At 66.7% G+C, this 15,107-nt stretch carries 14 protein-coding genes and 1 tRNA gene; 12 read left to right on the top strand and 3 right to left on the bottom strand.

Annotated elements, in window-relative coordinates:
- Positions 1 to 261 precede the first annotated feature (261 nt).
- The 4 genes from BJQ94_RS16265 (at position 262) to BJQ94_RS16250 (ending at position 4,630) form a co-directional block, all read left to right on the top strand.
- The gene (locus BJQ94_RS16265) at positions 262 to 2,787 is read left to right on the top strand and encodes an ATP-dependent Clp protease ATP-binding subunit (RefSeq protein WP_265397859.1); all 2,526 of its coding nucleotides are present in this window, start codon (positions 262 to 264) and stop codon (positions 2,785 to 2,787) included.
- Between the two features lie 123 nt (positions 2,788 to 2,910).
- A complete protein-coding gene (locus tag BJQ94_RS16260; RefSeq protein WP_265397860.1) occupies positions 2,911 to 3,423 on the top strand; it encodes an amino-acid N-acetyltransferase in 513 nt (170 codons plus the stop codon).
- Positions 3,424 to 3,531: 108 nt separating this feature from the next.
- Complete coding sequence (locus BJQ94_RS16255; RefSeq protein ID WP_265397861.1) at positions 3,532 to 4,149, top strand: hypothetical protein; 618 nt, start codon at positions 3,532 to 3,534, stop codon at positions 4,147 to 4,149.
- Positions 4,150 to 4,210: 61 nt separating this feature from the next.
- On the top strand, positions 4,211 to 4,630 hold the full coding sequence (locus tag BJQ94_RS16250; protein WP_265397862.1) for a dehydrogenase: 420 nt from the start codon (positions 4,211 to 4,213) through the stop codon (positions 4,628 to 4,630).
- A 43-nt stretch (positions 4,631 to 4,673) separates the two neighbouring features.
- Here BJQ94_RS16250 and radA read toward each other — a convergent pair whose 3' ends face one another.
- Both radA and BJQ94_RS16240 read right to left on the bottom strand, forming a co-directional pair.
- Positions 4,674 to 6,038 (bottom strand): DNA repair protein RadA, encoded by a 1,365-nt coding sequence (gene radA / locus BJQ94_RS16245; RefSeq protein WP_265397863.1) that lies wholly within the window; start codon positions 6,036 to 6,038, stop codon positions 4,674 to 4,676.
- 33 nt (positions 6,039 to 6,071) lie between these two features.
- On the bottom strand, positions 6,072 to 6,854 hold the full coding sequence (locus BJQ94_RS16240; RefSeq protein WP_265397864.1) for an SGNH/GDSL hydrolase family protein: 783 nt from the start codon (positions 6,852 to 6,854) through the stop codon (positions 6,072 to 6,074).
- A 143-nt stretch (positions 6,855 to 6,997) separates the two neighbouring features.
- Here BJQ94_RS16240 and BJQ94_RS16235 point away from each other — a divergent pair.
- Together BJQ94_RS16235 and BJQ94_RS16230 are read left to right on the top strand one after the other, a co-directional pair.
- Positions 6,998 to 7,087, top strand: a tRNA-Ser gene (locus tag BJQ94_RS16235).
- Positions 7,088 to 7,398: 311 nt separating this feature from the next.
- On the top strand, positions 7,399 to 7,860 hold the full coding sequence (locus BJQ94_RS16230; protein WP_265397865.1) for an SRPBCC domain-containing protein: 462 nt from the start codon (positions 7,399 to 7,401) through the stop codon (positions 7,858 to 7,860).
- Between the two features lie 15 nt (positions 7,861 to 7,875).
- On the opposite strand, the gene BJQ94_RS16225 is transcribed toward BJQ94_RS16230, so the two are convergent.
- On the bottom strand, positions 7,876 to 8,799 hold the full coding sequence (locus BJQ94_RS16225; protein WP_265397866.1) for a 2-dehydropantoate 2-reductase N-terminal domain-containing protein: 924 nt from the start codon (positions 8,797 to 8,799) through the stop codon (positions 7,876 to 7,878).
- A gap of 84 nt (positions 8,800 to 8,883) precedes the next feature.
- Here BJQ94_RS16225 and BJQ94_RS16220 point away from each other — a divergent pair, with 84 nt between their 5' ends.
- The 6 genes from BJQ94_RS16220 to BJQ94_RS16195 all read left to right on the top strand — a co-directional run bounded on the left by BJQ94_RS16220 (position 8,884) and on the right by BJQ94_RS16195 (position 15,075).
- On the top strand, positions 8,884 to 9,432 hold the full coding sequence (locus BJQ94_RS16220) for a TetR/AcrR family transcriptional regulator (protein ID WP_265397867.1): 549 nt from the start codon (positions 8,884 to 8,886) through the stop codon (positions 9,430 to 9,432).
- Between the two features lie 38 nt (positions 9,433 to 9,470).
- The gene (locus BJQ94_RS16215; protein WP_265397868.1) at positions 9,471 to 10,082 is read left to right on the top strand and encodes a class I SAM-dependent methyltransferase; all 612 of its coding nucleotides are present in this window, start codon (positions 9,471 to 9,473) and stop codon (positions 10,080 to 10,082) included.
- A gap of 40 nt (positions 10,083 to 10,122) precedes the next feature.
- Positions 10,123 to 10,485, top strand: coding sequence for a hypothetical protein (locus tag BJQ94_RS16210; RefSeq protein WP_265397869.1), 363 nt, complete (start codon positions 10,123 to 10,125; stop codon positions 10,483 to 10,485).
- Between the two features lie 163 nt (positions 10,486 to 10,648).
- Positions 10,649 to 11,473: a PRD domain-containing protein gene (locus BJQ94_RS16205; RefSeq protein ID WP_265397870.1), complete on the top strand. Its 825-nt coding sequence runs from the start codon at positions 10,649 to 10,651 to the stop codon at positions 11,471 to 11,473.
- A 114-nt stretch (positions 11,474 to 11,587) separates the two neighbouring features.
- Positions 11,588 to 13,516: a beta-glucoside-specific PTS transporter subunit IIABC gene (locus tag BJQ94_RS16200; protein WP_265397871.1), complete on the top strand. Its 1,929-nt coding sequence runs from the start codon at positions 11,588 to 11,590 to the stop codon at positions 13,514 to 13,516.
- The gene (locus BJQ94_RS16195) at positions 13,513 to 15,075 is read left to right on the top strand and encodes a glycoside hydrolase family 1 protein (protein ID WP_265397872.1); all 1,563 of its coding nucleotides are present in this window, start codon (positions 13,513 to 13,515) and stop codon (positions 15,073 to 15,075) included. The genes BJQ94_RS16200 and BJQ94_RS16195 overlap by 4 nt, the downstream gene beginning before the upstream one ends.
- The last annotated feature ends 32 nt before the right edge of the window (positions 15,076 to 15,107 follow it).

Genomic DNA, 15,107 nt, shown 5'->3' with positions numbered 1-15,107 from the left:
ACTCCAGTGCCCTCGCAAGGGCAGCGTCCCGTCGAGTTGCCCGCCGGCGGACGAGTTGCCCCGTTATGCGGGGGTAACTCGTCCGAACGGGATCAGATCAGGGGAAAGGCCGCGGCGCAGGGCGTTCGTGCGCGATCGGGGGTGACGCCGGGCTGCGGCATCCGTCACGCCCACGGCGAACAGAGGCACGTATCCGGCCTTGCGCTGGTTACTCTCTTTGTATCGGTGCCATAACCGCCCTGGCGCCAAGGGAGTGTTCATATGTTTGAGAGATTTACCGACCGAGCTCGTCGTGTCGTCGTCCTGGCCCAGGAAGAGGCCAAGATGCTCAACCACAACTACATCGGAACCGAGCACATCCTGCTCGGTCTCATCCACGAGGGTGAAGGCGTGGCCGCCAAGGCCCTGGAGAGCCTCGGCATCTCCCTCGATGCCGTGCGCGAACAGGTGCAGGACATCATCGGCCAGGGCCAGCAGCAGCCCACGGGTCACATCCCGTTCACGCCGCGTGCCAAGAAGGTGCTCGAGCTGAGCCTGCGGGAAGCCCTGCAGCTCGGCCACAACTACATCGGAACCGAGCACATCCTGCTCGGGCTCATCCGCGAGGGCGAGGGCGTGGCCGCCCAGGTGCTGGTCAAGCTCGGCGCCGACCTCAACCGGGTGCGCCAGCAGGTCATCCAGCTCCTTTCCGGCTACCAGGGAAAGGAGCAGGTCCAGGTGGGCGCGAACGAGACCGCGGCGAACCCCGCGGGCAGCCAGATCCTCGACCAGTTCGGGCGCAACCTCACGCAGGCGGCGCGCGACAACAAACTCGACCCGGTCATCGGGCGCGAGAAGGAGATCGAGCGGGTCATGCAGATCCTCTCCCGCCGCTCCAAGAACAACCCCGTGCTCATCGGTGAACCCGGCGTCGGCAAGACCGCCGTGGTCGAGGGCCTCGCCCAGGCGATCGTCAAGGGCGATGTGCCCGAGACGCTGAAGGACAAGCAGCTCTACTCGCTCGACCTCGGTTCGCTCATCGCCGGCAGCCGCTACCGCGGTGACTTCGAAGAGCGCCTGAAGAAGGTCACCAAGGAGATCCGCACCCGCGGCGACATCATCGTGTTCATCGACGAGATCCACACCCTCGTCGGAGCCGGTGCCGCCGAGGGCGCCATCGACGCGGCCTCGATCCTCAAGCCGCTGCTCGCCCGCGGTGAACTGCAGACCATCGGCGCGACCACGCTCGACGAGTACCGCAAGCACTTCGAGAAGGATGCCGCCCTCGAGCGCCGCTTCCAGCCCATCCAGGTGAACGAGCCGTCGCTGCCGCACACCATCAACATCCTCAAGGGTCTGCGCGACCGCTACGAGGCGCACCACAAGGTCTCCATCACCGATGGCGCCCTCGTGGCCGCGGCCAACCTCGCCGACCGCTACGTCTCCGACCGGTTCCTGCCCGACAAGGCCATCGACCTGATCGACGAGGCCGGCGCACGCCTGCGGCTCTCGATCCTGTCGAGCCCGCCGGAGCTGCGCGAATTCGACGAGAAGATCGCCGTGGTTCGTGCCGCCAAGGAGACCGCGATCGAGGACCAGGACTTCGAGAAGGCAGCGGGCCTGCGCGACGAGGAGAAGAACCTCCTCGGCGAGCGTCTGCGCCTGGAGAAGAAGTGGAAGTCCGGCGACGTCAAGACCACCGCGGTGGTCGACGAGGGCCTGATCGCCGAGGTCCTGGCCCAGGCCACCGGCATCCCCGTGTTCAAGCTCACCGAGGAAGAGTCCTCGCGGCTCGTCTTCATGGAGAAGGCACTGCACCAGCGCGTCATCGGTCAGGAAGAGGCCATCTCGGCGCTCGCCAAGACCATCCGCCGCACCCGTGCAGGCCTGAAGGACCCGAAGCGTCCGAGCGGTTCGTTCATCTTCGCCGGCCCCACCGGTGTCGGTAAGACCGAGCTGGCCAAGGCGCTCGCCGAGTTCCTCTTCGACGACGAGGCCGCCATGATCTCGCTGGACATGAGTGAGTACGGCGAGAAGCACACCGTATCGCGCCTGTTCGGTGCTCCTCCCGGGTTCGTCGGCTTCGAAGAGGGCGGCCAGCTCACCGAGAAGGTGCGTCGCAAGCCGTTCTCCGTGGTGCTGTTCGACGAGATCGAGAAGGCGCACCCCGACATCTTCAACTCGCTCCTCCAGATCCTGGAAGAGGGCCGGTTGACGGATGGCCAGGGTCGCGTGATCGACTTCAAGAACACCGTCATCATCATGACCACCAACCTCGGCACCAGGGACATCAGCGGTTCGCCCGTCGGGTTCCAGCTCGAGGGCGACACCGCCACCAGCTACGACCGGATGCGCGGAAAGGTGAACGAGGAGCTGAAGAAGCACTTCAAGCCCGAGTTCCTCAACCGCGTCGACGAGATCATCGTCTTCCCGCAGCTGTCCAAGCCCGAACTGCTGCAGATCGTGGACCTGTTCGTCAAGCGCCTGGGCGACCGGCTGCTCGACCGCGACATGACTATCGACCTCACCCTCGCGGTGAAGGAGCACCTCATCGAGGTCGGCTTCGACCCCGCCCTGGGTGCCCGGCCGCTGCGTCGCGCGATCCAGCGTGAGGTGGAGGACCGCCTGAGCGAGAAGATCCTGCACGGTGAGCTGAACGCCGGCGACCACGTGCACGTCGACTTCGTGGACGGGGAGTACGTGTTCACCACGACGAACCGCAACGAGGCCGTCTCGGTGGGTATCAACACCGCCGCGGCAGTCGGAACCGGACCGGGCACGCCCGATCTGGCCATCACCAGCGACTAAGAACACCAGCACACTCGAAGGCCCGGCGGATTCCGCCGGGCCTTCGGTCGTTGGCGCGCCCATAGACTTGACCTTTCGGTGGAAGTGAATCGGCGGCTACGGCGGCCGGGAGAGCGGGCGGGCGTGACCAAGCAGGAGTTCATCGTCCGTCGGGCTCGCACTAGCGACGTTCCGCTGATTCAGGAGCTCGTCGAGCCCCTCGTGCAGCAGCGCATCCTGCTCGGCAAGGACCTGGTGGTCTTCTACGAGGCCGTGCAAGAGTTCCGGGTGGTCGAAGACGCCCACGGCAAGCTCGTGGGCTGCGGCGCTCTGCACGTCATGTGGGAGGACCTCGGCGAGGTGCGCACCCTGGCCGTGTCCGAGGACTGGCTCGGCAAGGGCGTCGGGCACGCCCTCCTGGGCCGGCTCGAGGCGGATGCCCGGGACCTCGGCCTGAGCCGCCTCTTCTGCCTCACCTTCGAGGTGGACTTCTTCCTGCGGCACGACTTCGTTGACATGGGCACCGAGACCGTGGACCCGGCCGTCTACGCCGAACTCGTGCGCTCACACGACGAGGGTGTCGCCGAATTCCTCGACCTCGCCCGCGTCAAGCCCAACACCCTCGGAAACACCCGGATGCTCAAGCGCCTCGTCTGACCATTGCGTGCTCAGGTGTCGGCCGCACCGTCGCTGGATTTCCATGGAATCGTAGCCGACACGCAGCGCGATACCGGCGGCGCCGGTGGACCTCGCTAGCCTTGGATTATGTCGACGACCAAACATCCCGTCGGCCCCCAGGCCAGCAGCGTCTACCGGCGCCGCCGCCTCGTGGTGGGGCTCGGTTTTCTCGCCGTGCTCGTCATCATCCTGCTCATCTTCTTCCGTCCCGGCGGCGGAGACGACCCGGCCACGGCCACGTCTCCCGCGGCCACCCCGAACCCGGCCGCGACCACTGACACCGGCGAGACCGCGGCCGCCGTCTGCGACCCGGCGAGCGTTCTGGTCGAGGCGATCACCGACCAGAGTTCCTACGACGCAGGCGACGAACCCGAGCTCTCGCTCAGTGTGACGAACACCGGCACCACGCCGTGCGACCTGAACGCGGGCACCTCCACCCAGGTCTTCACCATCACCAGCGGCGCCGACGTTTACTGGACCTCGACGGACTGCCAGACCGACCCCCTCGACGCGGAGGTCACCCTCGAACCCGGCGTCGCGGTGACCACCAAGACCCCGCTGGTCTGGGACCGCACCCGATCGAGCCCGGAGACCTGCGAGATCACCGACCGCGAGGCCGTGCCCGGTGAGGGCGCGTCTTACTACCTGTCGGTGAGTGTCGGCGGCGTCGCATCCGCAACTCCCACCCAGTTCCTGCTCAACTGACGTGCCGCGTTCGCTCCGGGCTGAGGCCTCGAGTGGCCCCGCTCCGGCGACGGATGATTGAATGGAACACGTGACAGACGCGACCCCGGACACCCGCTCAGAAGCCCTGGCCACCGCGCTGGCCAACCAAGACGTCGCCGCCGTCGCGTACGCGCTGCGCAACGACGTCGTGATCGTGCCGCAACTCGTGGTGAAGGGCAACGCGGAGCAGGTGCGGGTCTTCGGCCGTGAAGGCACCGACAAGCGGATGCTGCTGCTCTTCTCCTCCGGCGAGAACTACGCTCGCATGATCCCCGACGAAGTGAACCCGCAGGTCATGGTGGGTGACGCCCAGTGGCTCCGCGAGTTCCTCACCGTGCACAAGAACACCCTCGAGATGGTCTTCTTCGACATCGCCGGTCCACACGTGATGCAGGCCGCGCCCGACGACCTGTTGCGAGCCCTCGGACCGATCGGTGATGACGCCGCTCCGACGGACTGACTCTGGCGGACTGACGCCGACGGTCTGAACCCGGGGGACCGGTCTACCGGAACGCGTCGTCGAGTTCAGCGTCGCGCCGGGAGCTCCCCGTGCCGAGCGCCCGGGTCACCGCGGTGTGCACCGTGCTGCTGGACGCGTCGATGCGGGTGGTGAAGCCCAGCCGGGCCGCCTCGGTGGCGCGCTGGTTCGCGGCACTGACCGGCCGGATCTCTCCGGCCAGGCTGATCTCGCCGAACGCGACCACGTTGTGCGCGATGGGCTCGTCCAGGAGCGCCGAGGCGACCGCGATCGCGATGGCCAAGTCCGCCGCCGGTTCCACCAGGCGCACGCCGCCTACTGTCGACACGTAGACATCTTTCTTCGACAGCGGATAGCCGACCCGCTTCTCCAGCACCGCCAGCAGCATCGCCACCCGGGATCCGTCCACCCCGTTGGTCACCCGGCGCGGGTTGGGCATCACGGTGTCGATCACCAGGGCCTGCACCTCCACCGGCAGTGCGCGCCGGCCCTCTAACGACACGGTCACGCAGGTGCCGGACACGGCCGTGGTGCCGCGGCTGAGGAACAGGCCGCTCGGGTCGGAGACCTCGTTGATGCCGTCACCGGTCATTTCGAAACATCCCACTTCGTCGGTGGAGCCGAATCGGTTCTTCAACGCGCGCACGAAACGCAGCGAGGTGTGCCGGTCGCCCTCGAACTGGCAGACCACATCCACCAGATGCTCGAGCAGGCGGGGGCCGGCGATGCTGCCGTCCTTGGTGACGTGACCCACCAGCAGTACGGGCAAGTTGCGGTCCTTGGCGAGCCGGATCAGCGTGGACGCCACCTCGCGCACCTGGCCGGGCTGCCCGGCCTGACCGTCGTTGAGGGAACTGGACACCGTCTGCACCGAGTCGATGATGACGAGGTCGGGTTTGACCGCGTCGATCTGACCGAGGATGGTGGCCAGGTCGGTCTCGGCGGCGATGTAGAGCTCGGGCTGCAGGGCGCCGGTGCGTTCGGCGCGGAGGCGCACCTGCGCCACCGACTCCTCGGCGCTCACGTAGAGCACCCTCGACTTGGCCACGGCCGCCTTCGACGCCACCTCGAGCAGCAGGGTGGACTTGCCGACGCCGGGCTCGCCACTGAGCAGGATCACCGAGCCGGGCACGATGCCGCCGCCGAGCACCCGGTCGAACTCGCTGATACCGGTGGGCCAGTGCGCCACCGCCGTGGTGTCGACGTGGGTGATCGGCCGGGCCACGCCGGGCCCGCTCACGAACGACGGTGTGACAGACCGGACGATGCCGGTCTTTTCCGCGGTTTCCACCACAGTGCCCCACTGCTGGCATTCACCGCAGCGGCCCGCCCATTTCAGCGTGGTCCAGCCACACTCGGTGCAACGGAAATTCGAGACGGGTTTAGCCATGTCTGCGAGCCTAGCTGCGGCTGCCGACACCCATCAGTCGGCGAGGGTCTTCTGTGGAATCCGGTGGGCCACCACGGCGCTGATCTCCGGCAGGAATGCCTCCGCCCAGATGCGGTAACCGCGATCGTTGGGGTGGAACATGTCGTTGGCGACCTGGGTGAACACGCTGCGCCAGCCCTCACGGTGGGTGGTCGCGTGCAACGGCACCACGGTAAGGCCGTGCTCCGCGGCCACGTCGCGCACGATTCGGTTCGCCACGGCCACCTTGCGCTCGTTGTGCGGCAGGTGGAAGCAGGGCAGGTCGGCCACCAGGGCATGCGGCGGCAGGGCAGCGAACACCTCCCGGATGCCGGCCTCGAACCGGGCGGCATCCCACTGGGCGATGTCGTTGGCGCCGATGGCGACCGTGACGATGTCGGGCTGCAGCTTCTTGAACCTCGGCAGCTGGTCGCGCACCGCCAGCTCCACGGTGGCACCGGAGACGCTGAGGTTGATCACTCGGAGGGTCTGGCCGGTGGCGAGGCGGATGTGGTCGGCCAGGATGCCGACGTAGCCGCGGTTCGGAACGCTGGCGCCGATGCCCTGCGCGGCACTGTCGCCGATGGCGACGTAGAGCAGGTCGCCCTTCTCCTTCGCGTGGGTGCGCCACCACAGCGAGTTGATCGGCAGGGTCTCGTTGAGTTCCGCGGCGTTGGCGGCCAGCGTGCGCCGGAAGCGTCGGTAGGCGACAGCGCCGGCGGCGCCGAGCCCGGCGGTGGTGGCCACGGCTCCGGCGGCGAAGGCGAGGGTGCGGGAAGTTGAAGTGTCGTTCGTCACGCCAGAGAGAGTACCGCCGGGCTCTGACAGTTACCCGCAATTCGATCCTTCGGAACGGGTGTGCACCGCCCGGCCGCAGACGCACCGGCTGGATGTCAGTGCGGATTCGCGTGACACCCCTTCTCTCAACTACAATCGCTCTCGGTACCGTGTCCGAGCGGCCGAAGGTGCAACTCTCGAAAAGTTGTGTGGGGGAGACTCCACCGTGGGTTCAAATCCCACCGGTACCGCCACGAAAAACCCCGTCAATCCCAGCGATTGCGGGGTTTTTTGCTCCCCAGATGCGGTCAAACCCCGTAACTGTTGCCGCAACGGACATTTGCGCCCGGTGCGCCGGGCGCAAATGTCCGAACGGGAACCAGTTGTGAGGCTCCGGACATCCTCACGGACCCACCGCTGATGCGTGATTAGGTGCGTTCACGGAGTTCTCCCACCCGTGACGAGATTCGCAATCATGGGTACGCTCGATGCGGCGCGTTTTAGTTCCCGTGCCGCACGGCGGGCGATGTCCCGTCGTGCTCAGCTCGAACCTGAAGGAAACACCGTGTCTGACCACGCAAGAATCAAGGGCCACACCGTGACCCGCACCGTGCACATCGAGGCCTCACCCGCGACCGTCTGGGAGGCGCTGACCGATCCCGCGGTAATGGCCAAATGGTTCGGCGACGTGGTGGAGTTTGCTGCGCTCGAGCCCGGGGCTACGGGCAGCATCGACTGGGATGACTACGGCAGCTTCCCGATCGAGATCACCGAGGTCGTGCCCGGCGACGCGTTTGGCTTCCGTTGGTCGGGAATCCCCGCCGACGAGCTCGACGAGTACTCGACCCACGTGCGCTTCACCATCGCCGATGCTGAAACCGGGACGGATGTCACGGTGATCGAATCAGGCTTCGACACCCTCCCCGGCGGCACCCGCTACCGTCGCGCCCGTCTTGAGCAGAACCGAGAGGGCTGGGACGTCGAACTCGACGAACTCGCGATCCTGGTCGAGGATGACTCCGAGTAGTTTTAGCACTGCCATTCACCGCTCGAGGCGCGGGGTGGGGATGCTGAGCTCGCGCGCTGTTCGCAGCGTGTCCTCGAGCACGGCGCGGGCCTCTGGGGCGTGCGGATCCGTGTGCCCCGCGAGGCTCCTCTGAGCGATCGGGATCAGCGCAGTTGCCCATCCAGACGCGGCAGCGACCAGAAGGGGCAGCCGGTACGGCAGCATCGCACCGCGGTGCTGGCGGAGGTCGATACCCCGGGCCTCGAGAACGGGCAGTAGCTCGCGAGTCGTCAGGAACGCGTTGCGGAACGCTCGACGGTCTCCGATCATGTTCGCCAGCGACCCGCTCCGCATCCCCTGGGCGAACATGCCGGCGTCGGCTATGAAGTGGAGCCACAACCACCCTCGCATGTCCCTCTCCTGCCGAACGGCCAGGCCTGCCTGCTGGAAGGCCGTGAGCACCTCCTGCTCCCGTCGCGTCGGGGAGGCGTGCGTCCTGCCGATGATGACGGATGGCAACATCGCGCCCCACAGCACGCCGTCGTCCCCGAAGCCTCCGCCCGCTTGCGGGAACCCGAACACGAGTCGATCGGCCGGAAGCGGCGCGACTGCGGTGAGCGGCTCCTCCCACAGATTGCCGAACACCAACACCGTCGCCGCGCCCAATCGGGGAGCGAGGAACGCGGCTGCCTCGGCGAGACGATGGTGCCCGACGCTGAGCACGATGAGATCGAAGCCGTCGCCCGGGTCGATGGATTCCCGCAACGTCGTTCGGAACGGCTCACGAACCCGCCGGCCGAACGGCTTGCGGCGCCCGTCGATCCAGTCCAGCTGAACCTCGTCCCCGTACTCCGCAGCGCGGCCCGGACGCACGTAGTACTCGACGTCGTGCCCGGCGGCGTGAAGCACGCGGCCATAGATCGTCGCGATCACCCCGCGACCAAACATCAGAATGCGCATGACGGGTTCCCTCCGTAAGATGGAGCTTGTCTCCAGTTATGAGAATATGGAGGCAGTCTCCATTTGTCAACGAAGGGTCTCACCGTGGCCGAGGCACGAGCACTGCGAGCGGATGCGCGCCGCAACCGAGACGCGATCGTGGCGGCCGCGCGCGAGGTATTCGACCACGATGAGCAGCTGCGCTTCGATGACTTCGCGGCGCGTGCCGGCGTGGGAGTAGGCACGCTCTATCGGCACTTCCCCACCCGCGAGGCGCTGGCCGCGGCAGTGTACGAAGGCGAGGTGGCCGCGCTCTGCGATCAGGCCCGCGACCCGACGCGGTCCGCCGGCGAGAACCTCGACGCCTTCCTGCGCGGGTTCGTCGAATACGTGCTGGCTCACACGGGCCTCGCCCGCGCGCTCGCAGCAGTCGCAGACCCGTCAGTGCTGGCCAGCGGCGGCATCGAACTCGAGGGAACCGTCGCCGACTTGATGAGCCGGGCGGCCGTCGACGGTGCCATCCGCAGCGACGTGGCGGTCGGGGCCGTAATGATCGTGCTGCACGGCATCGGATCTGCAACCGACCGACCGCTCTGGGCGTCGGAGGCGCGTGCGGCTGTGGAGCTACTGCTGGCCGGGCTCAGAGCGGCCTGACCGCCCTCGTTGAGTGCGATCTGCTTAGACTCGGTGGCATGTCTCAGGAAGCAAGTCGCGCCGCATATGCCGGCCGGGCGAAGGAGTACATCGACCTATTGGGCTCGATGAGTTCCGTTCATCCGTCGGATCTGCAGATCGTGTCGACATGGGCCAGCGGCGTTGAAGGCGACCTCATCGATGCGGGTTGTGGCCCTGGTCATTGGACGAACTTCTTGACCGAGCAGGGCTTGACCGTTCGGGGTATCGATCAGGTGCCTGAGTTCATAACGCACGCCACACACACGTTCCCCACCGTGGACTTCGCAATCGACGGTCTCGATTCCATCCACGGCGGCACCGATTCGGTCGGCGGGATTCTGTCGTGGTACTCACTCATCCACTACGAGCCCGGCGCGATCCAGGTTCCCTTGCGCGAGTTCAGCCGCGTGCTCAAGCCCGGCGGCGCACTGCTCGTCGGGTTTTTCGAGGGCCCGGCGGTCGAGAAGTTCGCACACGCGGTGACACCGGCTTATCGGTGGCCCGTGGACGCGATCACCGCGGAGCTGGGCCGCGCCGGCTTCGACGTGCTCGAATCGCATGTGCGGAAAACTGCGGGCCAGCGTCCTCAAGCGGCGGTCACCGCCCGCCGCCGGGATGCCGCCGCCTAACGCATTGCAGTTCGGCGGTACTGTTCTCTTGATTCTGGGGGTGAACATGAAGTTCAAAGTAGCCAGCACGCTTGTGGCACTCAGTATGGTGCTCGTGGGGCTCTGCGGTTGCGCGGATGCCCCTGGAAGCGCTGCTCCGATCCCTCAGGACAGCGAATGCTGGACCATGTCAGGTGCGATTGCCGAAGGGGCGGTAGGCGAGTCGACTGCCCGCGAGGCGCTGCGGAAATGGGTGGAGGGGGCCGAAGGGCTCGCGACCGATCTCCCCGCCTCTGACTGGGTCGAGACGGACTCGTCGCTGGACGACAGTGTCCGCTTCGAAGGAGGAGAACAAGATTATGCCGAAGCCACTCATCTCCCAGGGGGATGGATGATTCTTGAAGCGGGTTCGTGCGGTAAGTAGGCCGATTGTGCCGGGGTGCGTCCGCACCCGGAACTCGAGCTAACCCACCTCTGGTTGGTATGTTACGATCTTCGTGGCTTGTCACTGCTTTCGCAGGCAACACCATGGCTGTTCTCGAAGACGACGACAGCAAGAGTGTTTCCAGAGCAGATGTGGATAAGCAGTGATCGTCAGGCGAGTACTGAATAACAACGTTGTCGACGGTCTCGACGACTCCTTGCAGGAAGTCATCGTCTTCGGCAAGGGCCTGGGTTTCAATTCCAAGCCCGGTGAGCTGATCGACGAGACGATGATCGAGAAGATCTTCCGGCTCGACGACGCCGCGGCCAGCCGGCACTTCGCGTCCATCGTGGGGTCTATCCCCGCAGACATCCTCTCCGCCACGGCAGACCTGGTCACCCGGGCCCGCGAGGAGCTGCGGGTGAAGATCAGCGACAGCCTCTACGCCTCGCTCGCCGACCACCTCTCCTTCGCCGTCGCACGAGCCAAGGATGGCGGCGACTTCACGATCCCGCTGGCCGTGGAGGTGCGCCGGTTCTACCCCACCGAATACGCCTTCGCGAAGAGCGCGGTGGCCGAATTGAATGCCAAGCTCGGCATTGAGCTGCCCGCGGATGAGGCGATCAGCATTGCGCTGCACGTCATCAACGCGCAGGTGGGCGGCGCCGCCGACAGCGCCTCCAGGTTGATGGAGCTCACCCACTCGATCCTCGACATCGTGCGGCTGCACTTCGGCCTCGCCTACGACGACGACAGCCCCGCCTATCTCCGCTTCGTCACCCACCTGCGCTTCTTCGCGCAGCGGGTGCTGCTCGGGGAGACCGTGCAGCGCGACGACGCGGAGCTGCTGCGCATCCTGCGCGAGCAGAAGGAACCGGCCTTCGCCTGCGTCGACAAGGTCGACGCCTTCGTGATGCGCAGCCACGGCCACGCCATGAGCGCCTCCGAGAAGGTCTACATCGGCCTGCACATCAACAGTTTCCTGTAACAGGAATCCCGAACCCGGGAGCATCCGCTCTCGCCCACAAAAGAACAGAACCGAATCCGAAGCCGCGTCAGGGCAACCGCGTGAAGCCGGGATTCTTCAATGAAGGAGAACCCCTTGAAGTACGACAAAGATGCCGCGGCGATCATCGCCGCGGTCGGCGGCGAGGAGAACATTGCCTCGCTGTACCACTGCGTAACCCGGCTGCGTTTCGGCCTGAAGGACAACGCCAAGGCCGACCAGGCCGCCCTCACCGCGATCACGCCGGTGATGGGCGTCAACGAGGCCGGCTCGCAGTACCAGGTGATCATCGGCAATGACGTCCCCGACGTCTACCGCGCGATCGTGGCCGAGCTGCCCCGACTGGCGACGGGTGATTCCGTCGACGGCGCCGCCGCTGCGAGGACCGGTGGGAAGCAGAAACTGCACACCCGCTTCCTCGATTTCATCTCCGGCACCTTCGCGCCGATCCTGCCCGCCATCGCCGGCGCCGGCTTGCTCAAGGGCATCCTGGCACTCAGCAACTCGTTCGGCTGGGTCGACCCGGCCTCGCAGACGTTCCTGATCTTCTCGGCCATCGCCGACGCGGTGTTCTTCTTCCTGCCGATCGTCGTGGCGGTCTCGGCGGCCCGCAAGCTCGGCGCCAACCCGTATGTGGCGGCGTCGCTCGGTGGCACGCTGGTCTACCCGGCGCTCGGCGCGCTGCTCGGCGCCGGCGAGGCCGTGCACCTGCTGGGCATCACGGTCACGGCGGCCACCTATTCCTACTCGGTCATCCCGGTGCTGCTCGGCGTCTACCTGCTGTCCTGGGTTGAGCGCGGCTTCACCAAGATCATCCCGTCGTTCCTCAAGCTCACCTTCGTGCCGATGCTCTCGCTCGTCGTCGTCGTGCCGATCACCCTCACCCTGCTTGGTCCGCTCGGCACCTTCGTGGGTTCCGGCATCGCCGGCGGCATCAACTGGGCCCTCGACAACGGTGGCGTTCCGGCCGGATTCGTCATCGGCGCCCTGCTGCCGCTGATCATCATGACCGGCATGCACTACACGCTCGTGCCGTTCATCCTGCAGAACCTCGCCACCCTCGGTTACGACAAGTTCCTGCCCCTCACCTACATCCAGACCTTCGCCACCGCCGGCGCCGTCTTCGGTGTATTCCTGCGCGCGAAGAACAAGCAGATCAAGGCGCTCTCGCTCTCCACGACCTTCACCTCGCTGATGGGCGTCACCGAACCGGCCCTGTACGGCCTGGCCCTGCCGCTTCGCCGCCCGCTGATCGCCACGATGGCCGGCGCCGGCGTGGGTGGCGCCATCTCGCTCGGCTTCGGCGTGAAGGCCTATGTGCTCGCCGGTAACGGCGGCCTGCCTGGCCTGCCCGGCCTCGTCGGTGAGACCTTCGTCTGGGCGATCGTGGGCATCGTGATCGCCTTCATCGTCGCCGCTGTCGTCTCCACGATCCTCGGCATCGACGAGTCCATCCTGGCCGGTACCGCAGAGAAGTCCGCCGCGGCGACCCCGGCCGCGATGCGCGCGGATGCAGTGACCGCGCCCCGCCACTCGGCGTCCGACATCGGCGAGATCGTCTCCGCCCCGATGACGGGTGAGCTCGTCTCGCTCGATGACGTGCCCGACACCACCTTCTCCAAGCGCCTCGTCGGCGACGGCACCGCCATCCGCCCCACCAGCGGCACCGTCACCTCCCCGGTCGACGGCGTCGTGGCCACGCTGTTCCCCACCAAGCACGCCGTCGCCGTGCGTGGTGACTCCGGCGTCGAGGTGCTCATCCACGTGGGCCTGGACACCGTGAACCTCAAGGGTGCCGGCTTCGCCGCCCACGTCGCCGTCGGCGACCGGGTGTCGGTCGGCGATCTGCTGCTCGAGGTCGACCTGGCCGCCGTCGGCGCCACCCACGACACGCTCAGCGTCATCGTGATCACCAATTCCGCCAAGTACACCGTCGACCCCGGCACCACCGGGCCGGTGCGCGCGGGTGATGCGCTCATCCGCGTCACGCCCGTCGTCGCAGCCACACAGGAGGCCACCGTATGACCGACACCACCGCAACCCCGCTGACCGGCACCGACCCGAGCCCCGCCGGCACCACCGGCGCCTTCCCCGACGGCTTCCTCTGGGGGGTCGCGTTCGCGGCCAACCAGGTGGAGGGCGGCTTCGACCAGGGCGGCAAGGGCCTGTCCCAGGCCGACGTCATCCCGTATCGCACCGCGGGCGACTACGTCGACATCAGCGCGCTGATGAAGGCGTCGGATGCGACTATCGCCGAAGCCATCGCCAGCCCGGGCACGGCCGGCTACCCCAAGCGCAGCGGCAGCGACTTCTTCGGCCACTGGGAGGAAGACGTCGACCTCTTCGCCGAGATGGGCCTGAAGGCGCTGCGGATGTCGATCGCCTGGACGCGCATCTTCCCGACCGGCATCGAGGCGGAACCGAACGAAGAGGGGCTGCTGTTCTACGAGCGCCTGTTCACCCGGTTGCGGGAGAAGGGCATCGAACCTGTCGTGACGATGTCGCACTACGAGATGCCGCTGCACCTCGTTACCGAGTACGGCGGCTGGACCAGCCGTGAGGTGGTGGGCTTCTTCCAGCGCTACGCGCGCACCATCGTGAGCCGCTACACCGGCCTGGTGCGCTACTGGCTCACCTTCAACGAGATCAACACCACCATCATCGAGTCGTACACCGGTGGCGGAATCATCGAGCGGGAGCCTGCGGCGGGCATCGATCCGCGCCAGGCTGGCTACCAGGCGCTGCACCACCAGTTCGTGGCCAGCGCCCTCGCCACCAAGATCGTGCACGAGCTCGACCCCGCCGCGCAGGTGGGCTGCATGCTCGCCCGGATGTCGCACTACCCGGCGTCCAGCGACCCGGCCGACATCGTCAAGGCCCAGTTCGACAACAACATGAACCTGTTCCACACCGATGTGCAGGTGCGCGGCCGCTACTCCGGCACCGTGCGCCGGTTCTGGCGCGACCAGGGCATCACCGTGGAAATGGCGCCCGGCGACGAGGACCTGCTGGCGGCGAACACCGTCGACTTCCTCTCGTTCAGCTACTACATGAGCCTGGTCTCTTCGGTGTCGCCCGAGAAGTACGGCGCCACCGGCGGCAACCTGTTCTCCACGATCAAGAACCCGCACCTGGGCGTCACCGAGTGGGGCTGGCACTTCGACCCGGAGGGCCTCCGTTACGTGCTCAACGACCTGTGGGACCGCTACCAGGTGCCGCTGTTCATCGTGGAGAACGGCCTGGGCGCAACCGACGTTCTCGAGGGGTCGGCGCCGGACGCATCCGCTGACGGCACCGACACCCGCCAGGTGCACGACGCCTACCGGATCGACTACTTCGTGCAGCACCTGCGCCAGGTGCGCGAGGCCATCGCCGACGGCGTGAACCTGCTGGGCTACACGGCGTGGGGCGGCCTGGACATCATCAGCGCCTCCACCTCGCAGATGACCAAGCGGTACGGCGTGATCTACGTCGACGCCGACGACCTGGCGCAGGGCAGCTACGACCGGGTGCGGAAGGACAGTTTCTTCTGGTACCAGCAGCTCGTGGCCACCAACGGCGCCGTGCTCGACGCGTCCAGCTGAGACAAGGCTCCAGTTAACACAGGGGACTAGCC

It is taken from the genome of Cryobacterium sp. SO2 (genome assembly GCF_026151165.2).
GTDB lineage: Bacteria > Actinomycetota > Actinomycetes > Actinomycetales > Microbacteriaceae > Cryobacterium.
The sequence above is the reverse complement of the archived record's forward strand: the minus strand, read 5'-3'. Positions and strand labels throughout refer to the sequence as shown.

Coding starts and splice junctions, on each gene's coding strand:
- BJQ94_RS16195 (WP_265397872.1), top strand. CDS start 13,513: ATGACCGACACCACCGCAACCCCGCTGACCGGCACCGACCCGAGCCCC.
- radA (WP_265397863.1), bottom strand. CDS start 6,038: ATGGCTAAACCCGTCTCGAATTTCCGTTGCACCGAGTGTGGCTGGACC.
- BJQ94_RS16255 (WP_265397861.1), top strand. CDS start 3,532: ATGTCGACGACCAAACATCCCGTCGGCCCCCAGGCCAGCAGCGTCTAC.
- BJQ94_RS16225 (WP_265397866.1), bottom strand. CDS start 8,799: ATGCGCATTCTGATGTTTGGTCGCGGGGTGATCGCGACGATCTATGGC.
- BJQ94_RS16215 (WP_265397868.1), top strand. CDS start 9,471: ATGTCTCAGGAAGCAAGTCGCGCCGCATATGCCGGCCGGGCGAAGGAG.
- BJQ94_RS16265 (WP_265397859.1), top strand. CDS start 262: ATGTTTGAGAGATTTACCGACCGAGCTCGTCGTGTCGTCGTCCTGGCC.
- BJQ94_RS16250 (WP_265397862.1), top strand. CDS start 4,211: ATGGAACACGTGACAGACGCGACCCCGGACACCCGCTCAGAAGCCCTG.